A 22,081-nucleotide genomic window follows, 5' to 3' on the forward strand; every position below is an offset into this window, starting at 1 on the left:
CAACGCTATGGTAGAAGTGAAGGGTGCTCGTAAAGCCTATGGCGAGCTCGAAGTGCTCAAGGGCATAGACCTGTCGGTGTCGCGTGGGCAAATCTTCGCCATCATCGGCCCGAGCGGTTCGGGCAAAAGTACCTTGCTGCGCTCCATCAACCATCTAGAAGTGCTTAATGGCGGTGAAATCTGGCTTGACGGCAACCAGGTCAACCGGCCGTTGAAAGGCCGAGCTTTCGAGCAGCACATCAACCAGGTGCGCCAGCAGATGGGCATGGTGTTTCAGCATTTCAACCTGTTCCCGCACCTCACTGTCTGTGAAAACATCGCGATAGGGCCGGTGAAGCTCAAAGGCTATTCGAAAAGTGCGGCCAGGGAACTGGCCCTGGAGTACCTGCAGAAGGTCGGGCTGGGTAACAAGATCGACGAGTACCCGTCGCGTTTGTCTGGCGGGCAGAAGCAGCGCGTGGCCATTGCCCGGGCATTGGCCATGCAGCCCAAGGTCATGTTGTTCGATGAAGCGACCTCGGCGCTGGACCCCGAGCTTGTGGAAGAGGTGAACCTGGTCATGAAGCAGCTGGCGGCTGAACACATGACCATGCTGATCGTCACCCATGAGATGCGCTTTGCCGGCGAGGTGGCCGACCAGATCGTGTTCATGGATGGCGGTGTGGTCGTGGAGCAGGGGGCACCGGGTGAAATCCTGAGCAATCCATTGCAGGACCGCACCCGGGCTTTTCTGAAGAAGCATCTGCACGACCGCTACCCTGCAAATTCAACCGTTGGCATGCAAGGGCGAACGGTGGCCTGCCTCAGGCGGTTACATCGTCGTTGTTCATCGCGCTTTCAGGCTGCGCCCGCTGCAAGCGAACCCCTTCCCAGCGAGCGATCACCAGCGGCGCGATAGCGTTGCCGAGCACGTTCAGCGTGGTCGTTCCGCTTTCGATCACGCGGAAGATGCCCGCCACCAGTGCCACAGCTTCCAGCGGTAGCCCGGCAGAGGCCAGCGTGGCCGAAAGGATGATGATTGCAAAACCCGGAACACCGGCCGCCCCTTTGGACGTCAGGACCATGGTGACCACCAGTAGTATCTGCTGGGACAGACTCAGGTCGATACCATAAAGCTGGGCAATGAAGATCGTCGCGACACCCAGGAAAATCGATGCGCCGTCCAGGTTGAAGGCATAACCGACCGGCACCACGAAACTGACGATCCGCCTCGGTACGCCATAGCGTTCAAGCTTCTCCATCAGCTGGGGCATGACTGCCGCCGATGCCGCACTTGAGCACGCCAGGATCAGCTCGTCCTTGAAGTAGCGCACAAGCTTCATCAGGTTCTCCCCGATCAACCAGCAGATGCCGCCGAGTACGATCAGGGCAAACAGGGCCAATGCCAGGTAAACCACGCCGATCAGCTTCATCAGCGGCAGTAGCGAGGCGAAACCGAAGGTGGCTACGGTAGAACCGATCATGCCGAACACACCAACAGGGGCGTATGCCATCACATAGTTGACCAGCTTGAACATTGCATCGGCAGTGCCTTGCAAGGTCGCCACGACAGCAGCACTCTTTTCCCGTGGCAATGCGTTCAGGGCCATGCCGAACAGGACCGCGAAGAACAGGATGGACAGCAGCTTGCCTTCGGACAGCGCCTGGAACAGGTTGTCCGGAACGATGTTTTGCAGGATCAGCAGCGCACCTTTGCTCGGTTCCGACTTCAGGGTTGCCTCGGCATGCCCCAGGCCAGTGATCAGCGTGCCCGAGCCAGGCTGCAGCAGGTTGGCGAGCACAAGCCCGAAAATGATGGCCAAGGTGGTAATTGCAAAGAAGTAGCCCAGGGACCTGGCGCCCATGCGGCCGAACGACTTGTTGTCACCGCCGCCAGCAATGCCAAGTACCATGCAGCAGAATACGATGGGTACAACAATCATCTTCATCAACTTGATGAAGATATCGCCCAGTGGCTTGAGGATTTCAGTACTGACCCAGGCTTGATATTCCGGGTGTGTATTCAAGTAGCTGCCGACCAGGATGCCGAGCAGCAAACCGGCAACGATCTGCCAGACCAGTGGAATTCTTTTCATAACGCCAGCCTTTTATATTTATATGGGGAGTGCTGTGCTGTCGGCAGTAACGCATTGCGTGAGTGAAGTACTCACGCAATGGGCACGCATGTACGGGGGCTTGGAAAGTTACTTGGCGAAGATCTGCCCCGGGTCCTTGAAGGCTTTGAACTCAAGGGCGTTGCCGCAAGGGTCGAAGAGGAACATAGTGGCCTGTTCACCCACCTGGCCCTTGAAGCGCACGTAGGGCTCGATGACAAACTCGGTGCCCAGGTCGGTCAGGCGCTGGGCAAGCGCTTCCCATTCATCCCACTGCAGAATCACGCCAAAGTGCGGGGCCGGAACATTGTGGCCGTCTACCTGGTTGCTCAGCGCCTGCGCCTGGTAGGACATTTTGGGATGTTCGTGGATTACCAGTTGGTGGCCGTAGAAGTTGAAGTCCACCCACTGCGCCGCCGAGCGGCCTTCTTCCAGGTTGAATACTTCGCCGTAGAACTTGCGTGACGCTGGAATATCGTAAACGGGAATGGCCAGGTGGAAAGGGGACAGGCTCATCAGAAACTCCTACAGGGCGATATGGACAGCAGTTGCAACAACGTGCCGTCACGGTTTGGGTTTGTACTTGTGGTGTGGGTCGATTCTAGGAGTAGTCAAAGCATAAAAAAATCAATATATTTTTCTTAAAAGCACAAAAGGAATTTATGAATGATCCGTGAGCTCAAGACCTTGATCGCCGTGGCCCGGGAAGGCACGTTCGCTGCGGCCGGGCTCAAGGTGAACCTGACCCAGGCAGCTGTCAGCGCACAGATGCAGCGGCTAGAGGCTGAACTCGGCTATGAGATTTTCGAGCGCAAAGGGCGTAACGCCCAGCTGAACCGGCGCGGGCAGCAGATTCTGAATCAGGCACAGGAAGTGATCAGGCTGTACAACAGCCTGGGCTCCGGCGCCGAGGGGGTGGCGCCTGCCGTGCAAGTAGACGTCGGTGCCATCGCTTCCGTGCAGCGGTCCTTGCTGCCACAAGCGCTGGCGCAGTTTCATGCAGCCCGGCCAGAATGCCGGACGCGGATCATTCCGGGTTTGTCCTTGGAGCTTTTGAGCGCTGTCGACGCTCGGGAAATCGACATTGCCGTGATTATCAGGCCACCGTTTGAACTACAGAGTGACCTGCACTGGACCACGCTGGCGAGCGAGCCTTACCGGTTGATCGTGCCTGCCGGGCTTGCCGCTGGTGAATGGAGCGAGATCATTTCCAGCCAGCCGTTCATTCGCTACGATCGGTCCTCGTTTGGCGGGCGCCAGGTCGATCGCTTCCTGCGCCAGTTGCATTTCAATACCCGGGATGTCTGCGAACTGGATGAACTGGATGCCATCACCGCACTGGTGGCGAAGGGGGTAGGGGTGGCGTTGGTGCCACAAACGGTGGCCCGGGATGCCTGGCCGGATAGCGTGCGCGCCTATGACCTCGGCGAGCACACGTTTCATCGCGACATCGGCCTGGTTCACCACGCGAACATTGCACTGAGCATGCAGGTGATGCACTTGATTCAGCTTGTCCTAGAGGCGGCAGTTGAAGCGGCGGGATGAAGGGCAGTTGCAGGTAAAAGAGAACCCGCGAAGCAGGCGGCGCGATGCATGGCACCGGCTTTGCCGGTGTTCGCGGGGCAAGCCCGCTCCCACAAAGTTACCGCTAATTCACTATTGAGCTTTTTTGCCCTGCGCACGCTGGAAGCGTGCGACTGCAATCTGCACCACGAATGCCACCAGGCAGAGCAAGCCGATTTTCCAGCTGCCCTCGAGACCGAAGTGTTCGGCTATCTTGCCGGTGACGATGACGCTTACGAAAATGGCTACGGGTAGGATCAGCTTGTTCATCGGGTTTTCCAGTGGCGAACGATCAGGGCACTGCAGTTGGGCCACAGGGTACCCGACCAAACGCAAAACGCCGCAGCCTTTTGTTGAAAAGACTGCGGCTTTGTTTTTCAGGCGACCAGGCTATCAGCCCTGTACGGCCACCACGGACATTTCCACTAGCAGGCTCGGCTTGAACATGGCCGCTTCGACGCAGGCGCGAGCTGGTGCATGACCTTCTGCCACCCAGGCTTCCCAGACTTCGTTGAGCCCGGCGAAGTCGTTGATGATGTCCTTGAGGTAGATGGTTACCGAAAGGATCTTCGACTTGTCGCTGCCGGCTTCAGCCAGCAGCGCATCGATGTTGGCCAGGGTTTCGGCGGTTTGCGTGCGGATATCGGCTTCATGGTTGTTGGCCAACTGGCCGGCCAGATATACGACACCGTTGTGGATCACGGTGTTGCTCAGGCGCTTGTTGCTGTGCAGACGCTGGATTGCCATGGTGGCGGGTTACCTTGTGGTTGTTGTCGTGATAAATGCGAAGCGCGAAAGTGTATCGAGAGGCGACCAGTTGAATTAGCTGAATGAAGAGACGATTTTGGCTATTAATGGCGGCAAAACAACGTGTTGCGTGAGGCTTCAAGTTCTGTAGCAATGCTGGACCACTTGCTCTGTAGGACATGATTGGCTGAACGGGCAGAGACCCTGTGGGAGCGGCTTCAGCCGCGAACACCGGCGCAGCCGGTGCCATCACCGCGTTGGATTCTTCGCGGCTAAAGCCGCTCCCACAAAGGCCGCGTCAAATCACAACCGTCTCATCGGCTGACCGCGAAGCGCAAACTCAGTGGTAGGACCAGGGCCCAGATTGGTGCCAGGACCAGTGCGGTGGCGAGCTGCCCCAGGGGCAATTCGACACCGGCCAATCGTGCGCCGGCCAAGTAGGCGGACGGGCCGCCGAGCAGGCCCGCCAGCACCGCGCGCCACAGGGGCTGGCCAAGCCATGCCAGGCTGTGGCGCATGCCACTGGCCAATACCAGCCACATCAGTGCCAGCCACGGCGGCAGCGGCCATTGCTCGAAGCGGAACACGCCCAGTGTGCCGAGGATGCTGTCCAGCAGGCAGCCGGCAACGGCGATGATCAGCAGCACACGCCATTCGCCACGGGCACTCAGGCGCAGGTGCAGCGCCAGGCCTGCCACCACGACCAGCAGCAGCCAGGGCCAGTGTGCGCCCAACACGCATAACCACCAGCCGGCCTGTAGCCACAACGCATTGCCGAGCAGCCAGCCACGGCGGCCCATGTTCAGGCGCCCGGCAGCGGCGCCCGGCGTGCCTGGGGCGCAGCCCAGAGCATTTGCGCCACACCGATGGTGCGTTCCTCGAAGCCACCCTGGCAGTAACACAGGTAGAACTCCCACAGGCGCTGGAAGGTGTCGTCGTAGCCCAGCGTGGTCAGCTCGCTGCGTGCCTGGCGCAGGTTGTCGCGCCAGTGGCCCAGCGTGCGTGCGTAGTCCTGGCCGAAGTCTTCCAGGTGCACCAGGTTCAGCCCGGTCTGGCGGCTGGCGGTGTCGAGCAGCACGTTCAGCGAGGGCAGGGCGCCGCCGGGGAAGATGTAGCGCTGAATGAAGTCCACTGAATGCCGGGCCTGGGCATAGCGCTGGTCGCGGATGGTAATGGCCTGCAGCAGCATCAGGCCGTCGTCCTTGAGCAGCGCGGCGCACTGGCGGAAGTAAGTGGGCAGGTAGCGGTGGCCGACGGCCTCGATCATCTCGATCGACACCAGCTTGTCGAAGCGTCCACGTAAATCGCGGTAGTCCTCGTGCAACACAGTGATGCGCTGCTCCAGGCCCAGCGCCTTGACCCGCTGCAGGGTATGGGCGTGCTGAGCAGCGGAGAGTGTGGTGGTGGTGACCCGGCAACCATGCTGCAGGGCAGCGTGAATGGCCAGGCTGCCCCAGCCGCTGCCGATTTCCAGCAGGTGTTCGTGGGGCTTGAGTTCGAGTTTGTGGCAGATGCGCTGCAGTTTGTTCCGCTGGGCCTGCTCCAGGGTCTGCCCGGCGCTGTCGAACTGGGCGGCGGAGTACATCATGGTCGGGTCGAGCAGCCGTTCGAATAATGTATTGCCCAGGTCGTAATGGGCCAGGATATTGCGTCGGGCGCCGCGCCGGTTGTTGCGGTTCAGGCGGTGCAGCAGGTGCAGGGCAGGGCGCGCCAGGCGTGCGAGCCCGCCTTCCATGGCGTCGAGGACGTCGAGGTTGGCGACGAACAGCCGGGTCACCGCGGCCAGGTCCGGGCTGCGCCAGTAACCATGGATGTAGCCCTCGCCGGCACCGATCGAACCGTTGCCGGCGACCAGGCCCCAGGCCGCGTCGTCGAGCACTTCCACTTCGGCGTACAGCGGGCTGGCGACATCGCCGAAGGACCATTGCTGGTCCTGGCGGATCAGGCGCAGGTGACCGTGTTTCAGCCGGCGCAATTGCGCCAGCACCGCACGCCTGGCCAGGCCGCCGAGCAGCGGGGCGATGCCGGCCGATTTGCTAATGCTCAAGGTCGGTTCGGACATGGTCGGGCTCCTCACGGGCGGGTTGGCCGAGTGCCAGGTCATGCTGGCTGGCGCTATGGTCGTGCACAGGTGTGCGCTTGAGCAGCAGGCGCATGGCCTGCCAGTAGATGCCGGTGACAGTGCGCAGGCTCATCCACGGGAAGGCCAGGATGTGCCGGTGCAGCGCTGTGCGGTCGAGCGGCTGGCGTCGCAGGGCCAGGTCCGCTTCGAATACCTTGCTCCCGGCGCGCCAGTTCTCCATGTGTACGCGCACGCAGCTGGCATTCACGGCGAAGCGCAGTCGATAGTCCATGTCCATGGGCATGAAGGGCGAAACGTGGAACGCTTTGGCCACGGCAAACGGCCGGGCCAGGTCGCCCTGCACCGGCAGTACGTAATGAAAGCGCTCGCGCCACGGGGTGTTGCGCACTTCCAGCAGCACGGCACTGACCTGGCCCAGGCGGTCGTGGCAGAAATACACGCTCACCGGGTTGAACGACAGCCCCCAGCAGCGAGGCTGGGTCAGCAGGTGCACGGCGCCTTCGGGCACCTGGCCGGTGGCCTGGCCGACCAGTAGCCGCGCCGCGTGGACCAGCGGCATGCCTTGGCGGGTCAGGGCCGGCAGGTAGTCGGTCTCGCGCCAGCACAGCGGTGCCAGGCGCGAGCGGCCGAGCCAGCGGGACAGGCCGAGCAGCGTGGGTTGCTCGTCGAGGTCGAGGTAGAACATGCCGATGCGGTAGCGGAACTCATGCGGCCCTGGCGTCAGCCGCCGGTGGCCGACCCAGCCGTGGCACAGGCTGCTGTTCACAGCGCTTCTCCAAAGTGACTGGCGACGGTCAGTGCGCTGACCACGCCGTCTTCGTGAAAACCGTTGGCCCAGTAGGCGCCGCAGTAATAGCTATGCTGCTGGCCCTGCAGTTCACCCTGGCGCGCCTGGGCTGCCACGGCCGCGAGGCTGTATTGCGGGTGCGCATAGGTAAAGCGGGCGAGGATTTGCGCCGGGTCCACCATAGCGGTCTGGTTGAGGCTGACGCAGAAGGTAACCGGCGCCTCGATGCCCTGGAGGATGTTCATGTTGTAGGTGAGGGCGGCGGGGGCCTGCGCGCTGTTGCCCAGGCGGTAGTTCCAGCTGGCCCAGGCCCGGCGCCGGCGTGGCAGCAGGCGGGAATCGGTGTGCAGCACCACCTCGTTGCTGGCGTAGCGGATGGCACCAAGGATCGCTGATTCCTGTCCACTGGGCGCTGCCAGCAACGCCAGGGCCTGGTCGCTGTGGCAGGCAAACACCACCTTGTCGAAGCGCTCGCGGCCCTCTGCCCAACTGATGTCCACGCCGCCCTCGTCGCGACTGACCCGCTGCACCGGGCAGTTCAGGCGGATGCGCCCGGCAAAGGGCTGACACAGCGGCGCCAGGTAACTGCGCGAGCCGCCCTCGATCACCCGCCACTGCGGGCGATGGCTGACCGACAGCAGCCCGTGGTTGCAGCAGAACCGCACGAAGAACTGCAAGGGGAAATCCAGCATGTCGGCCAGCGGCATCGACCAGATCGCCGAGCCCATCGGCACGATGTAATGGTGAATGAAGCGCTGCCCGTAGCCTTGCTTGCGCAGGTACTGGCCCAAGGTGATTTCGCTGCCGATGCGCTGGTTGTCCAGGTCGGCCAGGGCCTGACGGTTGAAACGCAGCACATCGCGCAGCATGCCCCAGAAGCCGGGCGACAGCAGGTTGCGGCGCTGGGCAAACAGGCTGTCGAGGTCGTGTCCGTTGTACTCGAAGCCGCTGCGCGGATCGTGCACCGAGAAGCTCATCTCGGTTGGCCGCGAAGGCACGCGCAGGTGCTCGAGCAGGCGGATGAAATGCGGATAGGTCCAGTCGTTGAAGACGATGAAGCCGGTGTCTACTGCGTATGGCTGGTCGCGCCAGCGCACATCGACGGTATGGGTGTGGCCGCCGACCCGGTCCGCCGCCTCGAACACGGCCAGTTCGTGGCGGCGCGACAGCAGGTGGGCGCAGGTCAGGCCGGCGATGCCGGTGCCAATGATGGCGATTCGCATGGGCTAGCCCTGTGGTTGCCGGGCAAGGCGCCGGCCCAGTTTCAGGCGCCAGCGTGCCGGCATTGCGCCGAGCATGCGCAGCACCAGGGTGAAGGTGGCCGGGAAAGTGATCTCCAGCGGGCGCCGTGGCAGGCGCGCGACGATATGGTTGGCGGCGCGCTCGGCGCTCCACAGCTGGGGCATGGGGAAGTCGTTGCGACGGGTCAGCGGCGTGTCGACGAAGCCGGGGCTGACCAGGGTGACCGCGATGTCCTCGTGTGCCAGGTCGATGCGCAGCGATTCGATCAGGTAGCGCAGCGCCGCTTTCGACGCGCCGTAGGCCCCGGCGCGGGGCAGCGCCAGCCAGCCGACCGAGCTGCCCATGACCACCAGATGCGGCTGCTTGCCGCGCCGCAGCAGGGGCAGGGCAGCGGCCAGGCATTGGCTGGTACCCAGTACGTTGGTGCGAATCACCCGCTCGACCAGCGCCGGGTCGAACTGCCCCGGTTCCAGGTACTCGCAGGTGCCGGCGTTGAGAATCGCCAGGTCGAGCGCGCCCCAGGTCTGCTCGATCTGCTCGACCATGTGCGCCACCTGTTCAGGCTGGCTGACATCGCCGACCGCCAGCAGCACTTGGCCTGGATAGCGCGCGGCCAGCGCCGCCAGGCTCTCTGCCCGGCGCGCCCCGAGCGCCACCTGGTGGCCCTGTTCCAGCAAGCGTTGCGCCAGCACTGCACCGATGCCGCTGCTAGCACCGGTCAGCCAGCACCGGCTCATGCCAGCCGGCCCTTGAGCCAGCGAATGGCACTGCCCATGACCGGTACGTGTTCGTACAGCAAGGCGCCGGCGTCGAAGTAGTCCTGGTGAAAGTGCACCCGGCCGCGCCAGCGCAGGTGGCTGCAGCCTTGCAGGCTGATCGGCCGGCCACCGGCCAGGCGCGGGTGGCGGTAGTACAGGGTCCAGCGGATATAGCCATAGCCCGGTTGCGGTTCGTCGAGGCCTTCGAAGGTGTAGCGGACCTCGGCAACGTTCGCGTACAGCTGGGCGAAATAGGCACGCAGGGCCGGCAGGCCACTGATCTGATGCAGTGGGTCGCGAAAGGTGATGTCCTCGCTGTACAAGTCACCCAGCAGGTCGAGGTGGTCTGAATCCAGCGCGGCAAAGCGTTCGGTGAAATGTTGCAGGTAGGTGGACATGCACAATACCTGTACAAAATCTGTTTGATGTACAAGGTATAGTGCAGGTGTTGGGAGAAATCTATACAGCGGGATTTTTTTGTACAGTTTTCCCGCTGCGGGGCATCGGATTGTTCGCCGGTGAACCTGCTGCTGCATGGGATGTAGTGGCGCGCTTGGCTCCAAAAAAATCAGAATTTTTCGCTTTCTTGTAGGGCATTTCCCAAAGATACTGTTGCCGCCTATTTTCCGTTGCGGGTGCCCGATAGGGGCTCTAGTCTGGGCTTGTCGCTGATTTCAGTGACACGGCTTTGACAGGCCGTAACGGTATATAGGGAATGCCGCACCTTTACGGCGGCTGCGTGTGGGGCACGCTTGCGTGCGCCGGAACTTCCTATATCCGCCGGTCTGTCAACCCACACACAGCTGCCACCCAACCCGTTTGACAGCGGGATCGGTGCAGTCCATTTGGAGATATAGGAATGTTAAAGATGGTCCCCGATCCACCCCACACCCTCCACTCCCTCGAAGACACCATCGTCCAAGCCGCAGAATATGCCGTCTGCGCGCTAGCTATCTCGCAACAAGCGATGCTAATGCAGCCCAAATCACCTGCAGCGATTCTGATGATGGCAACGACACATGAACTTGAGTCCCTGCGCTTGTTGCTTGAATCCGCATTGATTCAGGCACAGATGCCGAACGAGCCGCGAACGCTGCACTAAGCCGCAAGCCAAGTGTTACCTGGGCTGGACCTGTTGCCAGCGAAGGTGCTCGCCCAGGTTTTAGACGATCAGGGAGATGGACCAATGACTACCGATGAATCGAACGAGAAAACCACTGTAGGCAAGTCCACGTTCTACCAAGGGGAGAACCAGACCCATCCGCTGTTTCGTATCGAAGCTGGCATACCTTGCAGAAGCGCGCGGGAGCAGTCTTCGGAGTTGATGGGGTATGTGCGGGAGCTGACGATTATCGGGTTGATGGAAGAGAGGCCGATGATGATCTGGGCTGCGCATTATCTGAGTGCGCTGGCCAAGGCGCTGATGGATGACGCGGAGTTGGGCATGATGCACTGAATTTCATTCTCGCGCTGGCCCTTGTGGGAGCGGCCTCGTGTCGCGAAAGGGCTGCGAAGCAGCCCCAGGGTTTCAGCGAAGATGCACAAATTGCTGGGGCTGCTTTGCAGCCCTTTCGCGGCACAAGGCCGCTCCTACATCTGTTTCGGGCCAGTCAATCCTGTGAGGTCACCTCTGCCCGCCTTGTATGTTCCCTTCGATATCGGCTGCGCCGCTGCCCTTCATCAATCTCCAACCATGCACCCAGGGTGCGAGTGCGCAGGTGGCAGGAGTAACTGGCCCGAAACAGATGTGGGCCTTGTGCCGCGAAGCGCCGCGCGGGCGGCGCTCGATCGAATAGACGCTGCTAAAGGCACCGCTCCGTTGTTCTAAATTTTGATGATGTAGCTCAGGATCAGCCGGTTCTCGTCAGCGCTATCGGTGTAGGTCGATCGGTAGGTCGAGTTCCTCCAGCGGATCGAAAAGTCCTTTAATGGCCCCGACTGGACAACATAGGTGATGTCCATTGATCGCTCCCATTCGGAACCGTCGTCGTTCTCTCGGCGTAGCTTGACCGACTTACTGCCTGTGATCTGCCCGGGGTCGACCTGATCGCCTCGCACGTACCTTCCAGTGAAGCTGAGCCCTGGTACTCCATACGCTGCAAGATCGATGTCATACCTGGCGTGCCAGACCCGCTCATTTTCCATGGCGAAGGTGCTCACCAGCATTTCGCTGAACAGGTAGGTGTCACTGCCAGCGAGGTAGGGGTATGCCGACTGACCATGACTCTTCTGATAGCCGCCGCTGAAGGTGTGAGGGCCGATCTTGTATCCAATATTGGTGCTCAGGGTTCGGTTATCCACGCTCCCCGCGATGGCGTTGCCATCATCTGCAGCATCGAAGTAGCGGAGTTCGGTAAATGCCTTGCCAGGCCCGATTGGCAGGTTGTACTGCAGCCCCAGGTAACTTTTGCGGTAGATGTCATCGAGTGTGGTGTGATGGGCGCTGAGAACCAGGCTTGAGTCCAGTTTGTAATCAAGCCCCAGGTAGCTCATGCCGTCGCTGATGGCTGCGCTGGAAAACGCTCCCGACATGGGGGTAATGGTCATGTGCTCAAAGTTCGACGAGTCGCGGGCTTTTACCTGCTCGATTCGTCCGGCGCTAATGATGAGGTTGTCGATCTCATTCGAGGTCGCTAGCGCACCGTTGAACACCTGGGGGACGAGCCGGCTGTAATTGGACGCCAGCAGCGGCAAGGTAGGGGTCAGAGCCCCGACTCGCAGTTCGGTGGTCGAGACCTTCACTTTTGCGGCTGGAGCCAGGGTCGAGAACTCATCCGCTGCGCGCCCATCGCCATGCTTGGGCAGCAGGCCGGTGCCGGTGCGATCCGGGCTTGAATCGAGTTTGATACCCAGCATGGCAATGGCATCCAGCCCAAATCCCACAGAGCCTTCTGTGTAGCCGCTCTGGGCGCGCAGGATGAAACCCTGGGCCCATTCTTCGCGCTTGGATTGGGTGGAGCTGTCGCTGCGAAAGTCCCTGCTGAAATAGAAGTTCCTGGCCTCAAGCGTAGCCTTGCTGTCGCTGAGGAATTCGGCTTGTGAAATGGCGGGAACAGTGAAGCCCAGAAAGGTAGCGAGCAGCGCGCCAGAGCATGTTCTTGTCATTGTTGTCTCCAGTTGCACACACGGCAGGGCGCAGCACGCGGCGCTAGGGCGCGCGTGCCGGGCAGTTTGGGCAGGCTGATGTGTGCCCTGTCGGGCACCGAGGGATCAAGCGACCTTACGGTCGTTCGGAATGCCCCAGAGGATCAGGGCTACACAGATGAAGCAGAAGGGTGCCAACGCCAGCATGCCCATGTAGGTGTTGCCGGTGAGGTCGTTGATGTAGCCGACCAGCAGCGGCGCTACCATGCCGCTCAACTGGCCGACGGTGTTGATGGCGGCAATGCCCCCGGCAATGGCCAGCCCGGCAAACGCTGTCTGGGGAATGGTCCAGAAGATGGGGATGGCGATGAATACACCTGCTGTAGCGAGCACCAGGAAGGCGGTGAGGAGATAGTGATTGTCATTGAAATAACAAGCAGCGAAATAGCCGATACCGCCCACTACCATGCACTGCCACAGATACCGCTTGCGTTCGCCATTTGCGTCCGAGCGGCGGGTGACGAAGATCATGCCGACGGCTGCTACCAGGTAGGGCAAAGCCGTGAGCAAGCCGACCGCCATCTGGTTCTTCACCCCGGATGAGCCGATCAGGTGCGGCATCCAGAAATTGAGGCCATAGCCAGTCAGCTTCACCATGAAGTAGATGGCAGACAGAATTGCCACTTCTCGGGTCAGGATTACCCTGAGCAGGGAGGCATGGATAGGTTTCGAATCTTTCCTGTCGTTGTCCAGGTTACGCTGCAGCAGGTCTTTTTCCGGCTGGGTAAGCCACTTTGCCGACTGGATGTCCCGATCGAGCTTGAACAGCACGATCACGCCCAGCACAGCGCATGGCAGGCCCGACAGTACGAACAACCAATGCCACCCGGCCAGTCCCAGGAAACCGTTCATGTATTCCAGGATGACCCCGGAAACCGGCGCCCCGAGTACACCGGAGAGCGGGATGGAAAGGAACCAGATGCCGTTCATGCTGGCCAGGTTCTTCTTGGGGAACCAGCATGCCAGGTAGAACAGCAGTGCTGGGCCGAAGCCGGCTTCCATCACGCCTATCAAAAAGCGCAGGAAGTACAGTGTGTACTCGTTGTAGGCAAATACCAGGCAGGCGGTTGCGAGCCCCCACGACACCATGATCCGGCAGATCCAGCTAGGCGCCCCATATTTCTTCAGCCCGTAGCTGCTGGGCACCTCGAACATCACGTAGCCAAAGAAGAAGATGCTCGCGGCAAAGCCATAGGCGGCATCACTCAAGCCTAGCTCGGCCTGCATTTGGGTTTTGGCGAAGCTGATGTTGATGCGGTCGAAATAGGAGAAGAGGAAGCAGACGATCGTCAACGGCAAGATGCGCCAGGCAATGCGACGATAAAGCAACAACTCTTGCATATCCGAAGCAACCTGAGTTGCTCCCTGGGTAAGGGTAGCCATACGTATTCTCCATAGTTGTATTTGTCGGAGAGGTAGTTGGCTGATGAAGCTATCATCAGCCGCCAATCAGGTGTTCATACTCACGATCACAGCGGCAGCACCAAGCGCTTTAGCCCGCCTTCAGTTCATGCTTGCTTACCACGACGCCATCCTCGTCGGCATAAATCCACTCGCCGCTAGAAAGGTATGCGCCTCCGACAGCCAGGCACACGTCGACACATCCACTGCATTCGTTCCTTGATCGTTGCGGCCAGGCGCCGAGAGCGAGCACGGGTAGGGCGATGGCAGCCAACGCCGTGCAGTCGCGTACATTGCCGTTGATGAATACGCCGCCCCAGCCGTTGCGCATTGCCTGATTGGCCAGGTTCTCACCCAGCAGCGCTCCTGAATCGCTACCGGCATCAATGACCAGGACTCTCGCATCACCTGGTTGTGCCAGCAGATCGCGAAGCTCTGCATTACAGCCACGAGCCTCCAAAGTGATGATTCGCCCGCTGAGTGAGCGCATTTCACTGAACCAGCGCCAGGCGCCGTGCAGGATTCGCACGTCGCCCGAGGCGACAAGCACCGCATGTTCATCGCACAGATCGGCAGTAGAAATCATGCGCCAGCTACTTCAGAGGCCACCACCTCTTGCAATGTCTCGAAGCTGGCAAGCTTGCCGAGCAGCGCGCTCGCCACCACGGTGTAGGGGCTGGCAAGCCAGACTTGGCCTGGGCCGGAGCGGCCAGGGAAGTTGCGGTTGATAGCACTGACGGTGACCTGGTCGGCACGCGTCGACGAACCAGGGCCGCAGTTGGCGCAGGCACCGCAACCCGGCATGATCAGCTCGACCCCGGCTTTATCAAAGGTTTCGAGATAACCCTTCTCCTTGCAGTAATCGCGAACTGCAAGGGTGCCGAACTGCAGATAAAGCTTGGTGTGCTCAGGGATTCGCAAGCCACGCTCGATACCCCAGGCAAGCACCTCATGGTAGTAATCGAAATCTTCCCGCTTACCTGCGGTACACGAACCGCCATAGGCGATGTCGATAGCCACTTCGCCATCCAGGTCGCTGATCGCCATGCCGTTGCCTGGGTCACCTGGTGCAGCCACGAGTGGGGCGAGCAAGTTACAATCGATGTTGATATGTTCTTTGTATTCAGCATCCGGATCGCTGAACAGCCAATCCTCCAGCTCGATGTCCACTCCGCGACGCTCACGGATGAACTCCACGGTTTTCTGATCGGGCATCACGATGCCGGTAAAGCCCCCCAGTTCCGCGACCATGTTGGTCAGCGTGGCACGTTCGTCGATAGACAGTGCAGCAACGGCTTCTCCAGAGTATTCGAACACCGCGCCGATGGCCTGGCCCTGGCGAATGGGTTCGCTGCGCAGCAACTCCAGAACGATATCCTTGGCCGCTACACCTGGCCGGAGTTTGCCCCGCAACTCAACTTTGATGACCTCTGGCATGCGGCAACGAATGAAACCAGTCGCCCAGCTGTTGGCGATATCCGTTGCGCCAGCGCCGAACGCGAGGCAGCCCAAGGCGCCCGAATGCGGCGTATGGGAGTCAGTGCCGACTACAACCTGGCCTGGCAGCGCATACTGCTCGGTGAGCAGGGCGTGGCAGATACCCTCGGAACCACTTTGCCCTGCCAGCGCACCATGGGCACGAACCGGGTAGCGGCGGACGAATTCGTCGTGGGCTGAAGCGAGCCCGCCGACGGCCGCCAGCAGATTGTCGCGGACATGCGGGAAGCTCTGGTTGGCCAGGATCAGGTGATCCTGGAACGCAATGATTTCGTTCGGTCGTGCCAGTTCGAGCGCCTGGCCGAAAGCACCGTGCATCAAGTGGGCGCACATGCCCGTGAAGTAGTCATGGCTAAAACGCCAGTCGGCCGACAGGAACACGCCATCGCCACGTGCAACCTCACCTTGAGGGGCGACACGGCGACGCTCGATGATCTTCTCCACGAGCGTCAAGGGGCGACGGTTGGCAGCGAGCGGCTTGAAAACTTTCTCGGGCTCGCGTGGCAGATGCTGCTTGCTGTAGGGCAGTAGCCCGCCGGCGCGAATGACTGCCTGAGTAACCTCGTCACGACCAGCCAGGAACTCTTGCAAGTCAATGTCTTCGCCAGCTCGAATGCGGTCAATCAGCGAGAAATCGGTCGAGGTGTAGATGCCGATGTTGTCGCAATTCTGTCGATAGATTCGCTCGAAGCTCTCGGCGATGATCAGGCGAATCCCTGCGGACTTTTCGGCCAACGGGCTGGACTCGCGAGACGACCCTTTGCCGTAACGCTTGCCGGCAACGGTAACCTCGAAACCGCCATTTTTCACTGCGTCGTTGCCGATTGGCAGTTTGCCTTCGGTCTTGAAGCCGACGTAGGGGTAAGTGCCAAGTCGCTCGTCGTAAGTCATCATGATGACGACGGGGGTGATTTCATCGGTGGAAATGTTGTCGCGAAGTGGCAGTGTTGCCTGCAGTGCCAGGTTTTCGCCTTCAATTTGGCGTTTCACTGCATCGCTATCGCAGGATAAAAACAGGAACCGGCCAGCAAAGCGTATTTTTTTTGTCATGATCATCTCCTCAACGAGGGTCATGATAGGAAGCTATGCCGTAGGCTTGCCGCGATAATTCTTCTTGCCTGTCACGATAAAAATTCCGGTTACCTATGCACACCACTTGGCGTTACGACCCGACCACGCTCAGACTCTTCATCGCAACCTGCGAGGAGGGCAGCTTCGCCAAGGCAGCTGAACGTGAATGTATGGGGGCCTCTGCGGTGAGCAAGCGTATCGCCGAGCTCGAGGAAGCCGTAGGCTCACCGCTTTTGTACCGTTTCAATAAAGGCGTTCAACCTACGCCGGCCGGTATATGCCTGCTCGAGCATGCTCAGCGACTGCTGGCGGAATTGCTCAAATTGAGCGCCGATCTTTCGCGTTTCACCAGTGGTGAAAGGGGGCATGTGAGGATTCATGCCAATCGCTCGAGCATCATCCAGTTTCTGCCCGATGACCTGAGCAGCTTTCAGTCCGCGCACCCCAACGTTGATGTTGAGCTTGAAGAGCATACCAGCGAGCAAGTGGTCGAGAACATTCTGGGCAATCAGTGTGATCTGGGTATCGGGGCGGGCCTGGAGTCCGCCATCGAGCTTGGGCTGACTGTGCAGAACTACCACGTCGATCGGCTCGCGCTGGTTGTGCGGGAGGATCATGAGTTGGCCACGCGGGGGAGAATCGACTTCGCTGAAAGCCTCGCCTATCGGCATATTGCGCTGCACCGGGACAGCCCGCTGTACCAGACCTTGGACAAAGCGGCCCGGGCCGCCCAGAAGGCGATCAACTATGGTGTGCATCTGCAAAGCTTCGATGCAGTATGCAGGATGATTCAGGGAGGGCTAGGTATCGCCGTCATTCCTGATCGGGCCGTCTGCGAGTCGCCAGAAGGTCCTGCACTTGTCAGTATCCCGCTGAATGATGCATGGGCGAGCCGACAGTTTCATATCATCGCCCAACCTGCGGAAATGCGCACCGCTACTACCCAGAGTTTCCTGGAGTTCTTGCAGACGGTGGTGTGACGGTGGTTAAGCAGCTCTGGCGCAAAGCTAGAGCTCGTTAGCTGAAATCAGAAATTGCTGGAAGGCCGACGCAACTGCACTCAATTGACCGTTCCGCCAGATCAGGCCCAATTCCATGGGCGGGATTACGTCGGTGATCGGCCGTGCCTCGATCTTTCGCCCTTCAAGCGACCAGGGACGGTACAGCATGTCTGACAGGATGGTGACGCCAAACCCGTGCGCTACCAACCCGCGCAAGGCTTCCATCGACGACGTGCGAAACGCCACCCTGGGCTCCAGTCCAACTGACCGCCAGTAGCGCATGGCCGAGGTCTCACCTTCGTCGACCGTGGCGAGGATGTAGGCGTGGTCTGCAATGTCGGAAAGCGAGATGGCTTGCGCGCTCATCAACGGATGCTCGGTGGCCAGCCACAACTGCCGGCGGGAGCGCATCAGTACATGCCGCTCGAATGGCTTGGCGTTGCTGGCATTGGAGATGATGGTCAGGCCCAGGTCCAGGGACGTATCGATGATGCCCTGCTCGATGGTCGAGCGGTCCATATCAACCAGGTCGATTTCGACCTGGGGGTAGCTGCGCTTGAAGCGCGCCAGCAGGGCGGGCAGGTAATAGCCCAGGACCGTATAAGACGCGCCGATGCGAACGGTACCGTGCAAGGTGTGGCTGAGGAACGATGGCTGGCTCACCGCATCTTGCAAGGTATCGAGGATGTGCCGCGCATGCTGATGAAACTTGTGCCCCTCAGCAGTCAATTTCACACCATGGGGTTGGCGTTCGAACAGTTGAACACCCAGCAGCGTTTCCAGTTGACTGACAGCTGTGGTGATCGCTGACTGGGAGACGTGAACCTTCATCGCAGCTTGCGAGAATTGCCCGTGTTCCGCCGCTGCCACGAAATAGCGCAACTGACGCATGGAGATGTCGATTCTCGGTGGCATTGGATTTTCAGATACCTGATCGCTGTTTTTATAAATTTACGATACCCGACACGCTTCATAGACTCCAGCCAAAACCGGGCAGCGCCTCCTCGCCACGACTGCATCGGATAACAAGACTGGAGGATTCACCGTGAGCGCACCTGTTCCCTCGCTGGACGACAAGTACACCCTGGAGACCGGCAAAGTGTTGATGTCCGGCATCCAGGCGTTGGTCCGATTGCCAATGATGCAGCGCCAGAAAGACCAGGCTGCCGGGCTGAACACGGCTGGCTTTGTCACGGGCTACCGTGGCTCGCCACTCGGTGGTTTCGACCAGGCGCTGTGGAAGGCTCGGGACCATCTGAAATCCCGGCACATCAAGTTTCATCCTGGGCTGAACGAAGACCTGGCCGCGACATCGGTGTGGGGCACGCAGCAGGTCAATATGTTCGAGGGCGCGACCTACGATGGCGTCTTTGGCATCTGGTACGGCAAGGGCCCCGGGGTCGATCGGTGCGGTGACGTGTTCCGCCACGCCAATGCAGCCGGAACCTCGCGCTTTGGTGGCGTGCTTGCCATCGCCGGTGACGATCATGGCGCTCGCTCCTCTTCGCTTCCCCACCAGACCGAGCACATTTTCAAAGCGGTGATGATGCCGGTACTGGCGCCGTCGGGTGTCCAGGAGTATCTGGACTACGGTCTGCATGGATTTGCCATGTCGAGGTACTCAGGATGCTGGGTTGCCATGAAGGCTGTCGCTGATACCGTGGAAAGTGGCGCCATTGTCGATATCGGCATGGAGCGGGTAAACCCGGTCATACCCGATTTCCCGGTACCTGAAGGCGGGCTGAACATCCGATGGCCTGACCCGCCTTTGGCTCAGGAAAAGCGTTTGCTCGAACACAAGCTCTATGCAGCCGCCGCCTACGCACGTGCCAATGGTCTGGACAGGGTGGTAATGGATGCGAAGGACGCGCGGATCGGCATCGTCACCTCAGGAAAATCCTACCTCGACGTTTGCCAGGCCCTGAAGATTTTGGGCATCGATGAGGTCCGGGCCGCCCAGGTTGGCTTACGGGTGTACAAGGTAGGCATGGTCTGGCCACTTGATGCGGAAGGCGTAAGGCAATTCGCTGAAGGGCTCGATGAGATCATTGTGGTCGAAGAAAAGCGGCACATGCTCGAGTACCAACTCAAGGAAGAGCTCTACAACTGGCGCGAAGACGTGCGACCCCGCATCGTTGGCAAGTTCGACGACAAAGGAGAATGGGCGCGACCGCATACAGACTGGCTGTTGCCAGCAACCAGCGACCTCACCCCCGCGCAGATTGCTCGGGCAATCGCCAAACGCATCGTTCAGTACAAGCCCCTGGGCGAACTGCAGGTAGCGCTGGCGGTACTGGAGGCGCAACTTTCGGCCCAACACAACGTTGCGACATTGATGGATCGGGTCCCGCACTATTGCTCCGGATGTCCGCATAACAGTTCCACCAAGGTGCCTGAAGGGAGCAGGGCGCTGGCTGGTATCGGCTGCCACTACATGGCCGCCTGGATTTATCCTGAAACCAAAACCTTTAGCCAGATGGGTGGTGAAGGCGTGGCCTGGATTGGTCAGGCGCCGTTTACTGACACCCAGCATGTCTTCGCTAACCTGGGTGATGGCACTTACTTCCATTCCGGGCTTCTGGCTATCCGGGCTGCCGTTGCGGCGAATGTGCCGATTACCTACAAGATCCTCTACAACGATGCCGTGGCGATGACCGGCGGGCAGCCGGTTGATGGTGTCATCACCGTGCCGCAGATATCTCGCCAGCTTGCAGCTGAGGGCGTAGGCAAAATTGTCGTGGTGACCGAAGATACTCAGCGTTATGCGGGTGTTGTTGATCTTGCAGCGGGAGTACCTGTCCTTCGTCGGGAAAAAATGGATGAAGTTCAGCGTGAATTACGGGAGTACAAGGGCGTATCTGCGATTATCTACGACCAGACCTGTGCGGCAGAGAAGCGCCGCAGGCGCAAGCGTGGAAAATTCGCCGATCCTGCCCGCCGCGTATTCATCAACGAGGCGGTTTGTGAGGGCTGCGGTGACTGCAGCAGCAAATCCAACTGCATGTCGGTCACGAATGTCGACACCGAGTTTGGCAGCAAGCGCCAAATCGATCAGTCTTCCTGCAACAAGGACTTCACCTGCCTTGATGGCTTCTGTCCCAGCTTCGTGACGATCGAAGGCGGTTCAATCAAGAAGCCCAAAGCATTGGGGCGTGACACAGATGAGCAATGGATGCTTCCTGAGCCCATCGTTGCGTCTGTCATTCAGCCATACAGCATTTTGATAACCGGGGTAGGGGGGACGGGTGTCGTTACCATTGGCGCACTGCTCAGCATGGCGGCCTTCCTGGAAGGTAAAGGTGCGCTCAGCCTGGACATGGCGGGCATGGCTCAAAAAGGTGGAGCGGTCTGGTCGCATGTTCGAATCGCACGCACGCAAGAAGACCTCCATGCGCCGCGCATTGCTGAGGGTGAAACCAGCCTGCTGCTGGGTTGTGATCTGGTGGTGAGCGCGAACGCGGAAACCCTGTCCAAATTGCGCCATGGGGTCACCCAGGTAATCATCAACAGTGAGGAAAGCCTCACGAGCGCCTTTGTGCGCCGCTACGCAGCTCAAGCTGAAAGCGGTGACCTGACCAGCAACCCTGACCTTTCGTTCCGGACAGAAGAAATGACCGCCCAGATTCTGGAGGCCGTAGGTCAGGAAAATGCATCGATCCTGGCGGGGTCGAAGATGGCCACCGCCTTGATGGGGGATTCGATTGCAACCAATACCTTCATGCTTGGCTATGCCTGCCAGAAAGGCTTGTTGCCGGTCAGCGAAGCCTCACTTCTGCAAGCCATCGAGCTGAATGGCACAGCGGTTGCGTTCAACAAAGAGGCCTTCCTCTGGGGGCGGCGCGCCGCAGTCGACATCAGCCGAGTAGAAGCCAAACTCAGCAGTAAAGCGACGCGCAAAGCACACAGTTCAACGCTGAACGAAGTGATTCGTCACCGGGTAGAACAATTGTCCCGATACCAGAACAGTGCACTTGCCCGTCGGTATGAGATGCGGGTGAACACCTTTGCTCAGGCAGAGACCAAGCTGTATGGCCAAGCTGGAGCGCTGACCGAGGCGGTCGCACGCTTCTACTTCAAGGTACTGGCGATCAAGGATGAATACGAAGTTGCGAGGCTCTTCAGCGATCAGACGTTTATGACGCAATTGACCGAGAATTTTGAAGGCGATTACAAGGTTCGATTTCACCTCGCGCCGCCTGTGCTCAACAGACGAGGCGCCGGCGACACGATCCGCAAGTCGTGCTACGGCCCCTGGATGCTCAAAGGATTCCGACTGCTCGCACGGATGAAATTCGTCAGAAATACCTGGCTTGATCCCTTTGCGTACACACATGAACGAAAGGTTGAATTGGGCTGGCTGCGCGAGTACGAGCTGTTGATGGATGAGTTGTTGACTGGGCTTGACGTCAATAACCGTGAGTTGGCGGTGGCCATGGCGTCCATTCCGGATGCTGTGCGAGGCTATGGCGCTGTCAAAGATCGTTACCTTGCCAGTGCCAGGCACAACCTCGGCCACCTGCTGCAGCAATGGCGAGCGAAAGACGATCAGTTCTATAACGCCAGCCCCCAAAGCAGACGGATTCCAACCGTTCTGCTTTAAGCACCGGAGCGGAAACTTCGGGCTACACGCCGAAATCCGTTATGAACGCGATGAGACCAGAGCCTTCTTGCGAAGGCTCCGTTGGGACGACACC

The 22,081-nt window shown here is 59.9% G+C and carries 20 protein-coding genes and 1 pseudogene; 6 read left to right on the forward strand and 15 right to left on the reverse strand.

Translation table 11 applies throughout. From position 1 onward, the window contains the following. Positions 1-7 precede the first annotated feature (7 nt). Positions 8-748 (forward strand): annotated as a pseudogene (locus ACIP1G_RS02165) (amino acid ABC transporter ATP-binding protein); the annotation flags it as partial. A 55-nt stretch (positions 749-803) separates the two neighbouring features. Here ACIP1G_RS02165 and ACIP1G_RS02170 read toward each other — a convergent pair. Beyond that, positions 804-2,075: a cation:dicarboxylate symporter family transporter gene (locus ACIP1G_RS02170; RefSeq protein WP_400733247.1), complete on the reverse strand. Its 1,272-nt coding sequence runs from the start codon at positions 2,073-2,075 to the stop codon at positions 804-806. Between the two features lie 108 nt (positions 2,076-2,183). Continuing rightward, a complete protein-coding gene (locus ACIP1G_RS02175; RefSeq protein WP_400733249.1) occupies positions 2,184-2,609 on the reverse strand; it encodes a VOC family protein in 426 nt (141 codons plus the stop codon). Positions 2,610-2,759: 150 nt separating this feature from the next. Between ACIP1G_RS02175 and ACIP1G_RS02180 the strand changes: the two genes are divergently transcribed. Then, positions 2,760-3,638 (forward strand): LysR substrate-binding domain-containing protein, encoded by an 879-nt coding sequence (locus tag ACIP1G_RS02180; protein WP_400733251.1) that lies wholly within the window; start codon positions 2,760-2,762, stop codon positions 3,636-3,638. A 111-nt stretch (positions 3,639-3,749) separates the two neighbouring features. Here ACIP1G_RS02180 and ACIP1G_RS02185 read toward each other — a convergent pair whose 3' ends face one another. The 8 genes from ACIP1G_RS02185 to ACIP1G_RS02220 all read right to left on the reverse strand — a co-directional run bounded on the left by ACIP1G_RS02185 (position 3,750) and on the right by ACIP1G_RS02220 (position 9,671). Further along, positions 3,750-3,926 carry a hypothetical protein gene (locus ACIP1G_RS02185; RefSeq protein WP_400733254.1) on the reverse strand — a complete coding sequence of 59 codons (177 nt, stop codon included), beginning with the start codon at positions 3,924-3,926 and terminating at the stop codon, positions 3,750-3,752. Positions 3,927-4,049: 123 nt separating this feature from the next. Beyond that, positions 4,050-4,403, reverse strand: coding sequence for a RidA family protein (locus ACIP1G_RS02190; protein WP_201200837.1), 354 nt, complete (start codon positions 4,401-4,403; stop codon positions 4,050-4,052). Between the two features lie 314 nt (positions 4,404-4,717). Beyond that, positions 4,718-5,203, reverse strand: a complete 486-nt coding sequence (locus ACIP1G_RS02195) for a DUF2878 domain-containing protein (RefSeq protein WP_400733256.1) — start codon at positions 5,201-5,203, stop codon at positions 4,718-4,720. A 2-nt stretch (positions 5,204-5,205) separates the two neighbouring features. After that, the gene (locus ACIP1G_RS02200; RefSeq protein WP_400733259.1) at positions 5,206-6,465 is read right to left on the reverse strand and encodes a class I SAM-dependent methyltransferase; all 1,260 of its coding nucleotides are present in this window, start codon (positions 6,463-6,465) and stop codon (positions 5,206-5,208) included. Further along, positions 6,440-7,252, reverse strand: coding sequence for a DUF1365 domain-containing protein (locus tag ACIP1G_RS02205; RefSeq protein WP_400733261.1), 813 nt, complete (start codon positions 7,250-7,252; stop codon positions 6,440-6,442). The genes ACIP1G_RS02200 and ACIP1G_RS02205 overlap by 26 nt, the downstream gene beginning before the upstream one ends. Next, a complete protein-coding gene (locus ACIP1G_RS02210; protein ID WP_400733263.1) occupies positions 7,249-8,496 on the reverse strand; it encodes an NAD(P)/FAD-dependent oxidoreductase in 1,248 nt (415 codons plus the stop codon). The genes ACIP1G_RS02205 and ACIP1G_RS02210 overlap by 4 nt, the downstream gene beginning before the upstream one ends. Positions 8,497-8,499: 3 nt before the next feature. Beyond that, positions 8,500-9,252 (reverse strand): SDR family NAD(P)-dependent oxidoreductase, encoded by a 753-nt coding sequence (locus ACIP1G_RS02215; RefSeq protein ID WP_400733265.1) that lies wholly within the window; start codon positions 9,250-9,252, stop codon positions 8,500-8,502. Continuing rightward, positions 9,249-9,671, reverse strand: a complete 423-nt coding sequence (locus ACIP1G_RS02220; protein WP_400733267.1) for a nuclear transport factor 2 family protein — start codon at positions 9,669-9,671, stop codon at positions 9,249-9,251. The genes ACIP1G_RS02215 and ACIP1G_RS02220 overlap by 4 nt, the downstream gene beginning before the upstream one ends. Positions 9,672-10,132: 461 nt before the next feature. Here ACIP1G_RS02220 and ACIP1G_RS02225 point away from each other — a divergent pair, with 461 nt between their 5' ends. Both ACIP1G_RS02225 and ACIP1G_RS02230 read left to right on the forward strand, forming a co-directional pair. After that, positions 10,133-10,375 (forward strand): hypothetical protein, encoded by a 243-nt coding sequence (locus tag ACIP1G_RS02225; RefSeq protein WP_400733269.1) that lies wholly within the window; start codon positions 10,133-10,135, stop codon positions 10,373-10,375. Between the two features lie 84 nt (positions 10,376-10,459). Then, a complete protein-coding gene (locus ACIP1G_RS02230) occupies positions 10,460-10,729 on the forward strand; it encodes a DUF3077 domain-containing protein (RefSeq protein ID WP_400733271.1) in 270 nt (89 codons plus the stop codon). 368 nt (positions 10,730-11,097) lie between these two features. Here the strand turns inward: ACIP1G_RS02230 and ACIP1G_RS02235 are convergent, their stop codons facing one another. The 4 genes from ACIP1G_RS02235 to ACIP1G_RS02250 all read right to left on the reverse strand — a co-directional run bounded on the left by ACIP1G_RS02235 (position 11,098) and on the right by ACIP1G_RS02250 (position 16,389). Next, a complete protein-coding gene (locus ACIP1G_RS02235; protein WP_400733274.1) occupies positions 11,098-12,378 on the reverse strand; it encodes an OprD family porin in 1,281 nt (426 codons plus the stop codon). A gap of 105 nt (positions 12,379-12,483) precedes the next feature. Beyond that, positions 12,484-13,800 (reverse strand): MFS transporter, encoded by a 1,317-nt coding sequence (locus ACIP1G_RS02240; protein ID WP_400733275.1) that lies wholly within the window; start codon positions 13,798-13,800, stop codon positions 12,484-12,486. A gap of 109 nt (positions 13,801-13,909) precedes the next feature. Further along, on the reverse strand, positions 13,910-14,404 hold the full coding sequence (rraA, locus tag ACIP1G_RS02245; RefSeq protein ID WP_400733276.1) for a ribonuclease E activity regulator RraA: 495 nt from the start codon (positions 14,402-14,404) through the stop codon (positions 13,910-13,912). Continuing rightward, positions 14,401-16,389 carry an aconitase family protein gene (locus tag ACIP1G_RS02250; protein ID WP_400733278.1) on the reverse strand — a complete coding sequence of 663 codons (1,989 nt, stop codon included), beginning with the start codon at positions 16,387-16,389 and terminating at the stop codon, positions 14,401-14,403. The genes rraA and ACIP1G_RS02250 overlap by 4 nt, the downstream gene beginning before the upstream one ends. A 71-nt stretch (positions 16,390-16,460) precedes the next feature. Here ACIP1G_RS02250 and ACIP1G_RS02255 point away from each other — a divergent pair, with 71 nt between their 5' ends. Beyond that, positions 16,461-17,366, forward strand: coding sequence for a LysR substrate-binding domain-containing protein (locus tag ACIP1G_RS02255; RefSeq protein WP_400733279.1), 906 nt, complete (start codon positions 16,461-16,463; stop codon positions 17,364-17,366). Positions 17,367-17,393: 27 nt separating this feature from the next. Here the strand turns inward: ACIP1G_RS02255 and ACIP1G_RS02260 are convergent, their stop codons facing one another. After that, on the reverse strand, positions 17,394-18,278 hold the full coding sequence (locus tag ACIP1G_RS02260; RefSeq protein ID WP_400733280.1) for a LysR family transcriptional regulator: 885 nt from the start codon (positions 18,276-18,278) through the stop codon (positions 17,394-17,396). 154 nt (positions 18,279-18,432) lie between these two features. Here ACIP1G_RS02260 and ACIP1G_RS02265 point away from each other — a divergent pair, with 154 nt between their 5' ends. After that, positions 18,433-21,987, forward strand: a complete 3,555-nt coding sequence (locus tag ACIP1G_RS02265) for an indolepyruvate ferredoxin oxidoreductase family protein (RefSeq protein WP_400733283.1) — start codon at positions 18,433-18,435, stop codon at positions 21,985-21,987. Positions 21,988-22,081: the final 94 nt, after the last annotated feature.

This window comes from Pseudomonas sp. NPDC089392 (assembly GCF_044749595.1).
GTDB lineage: Bacteria > Pseudomonadota > Gammaproteobacteria > Pseudomonadales > Pseudomonadaceae > Aquipseudomonas.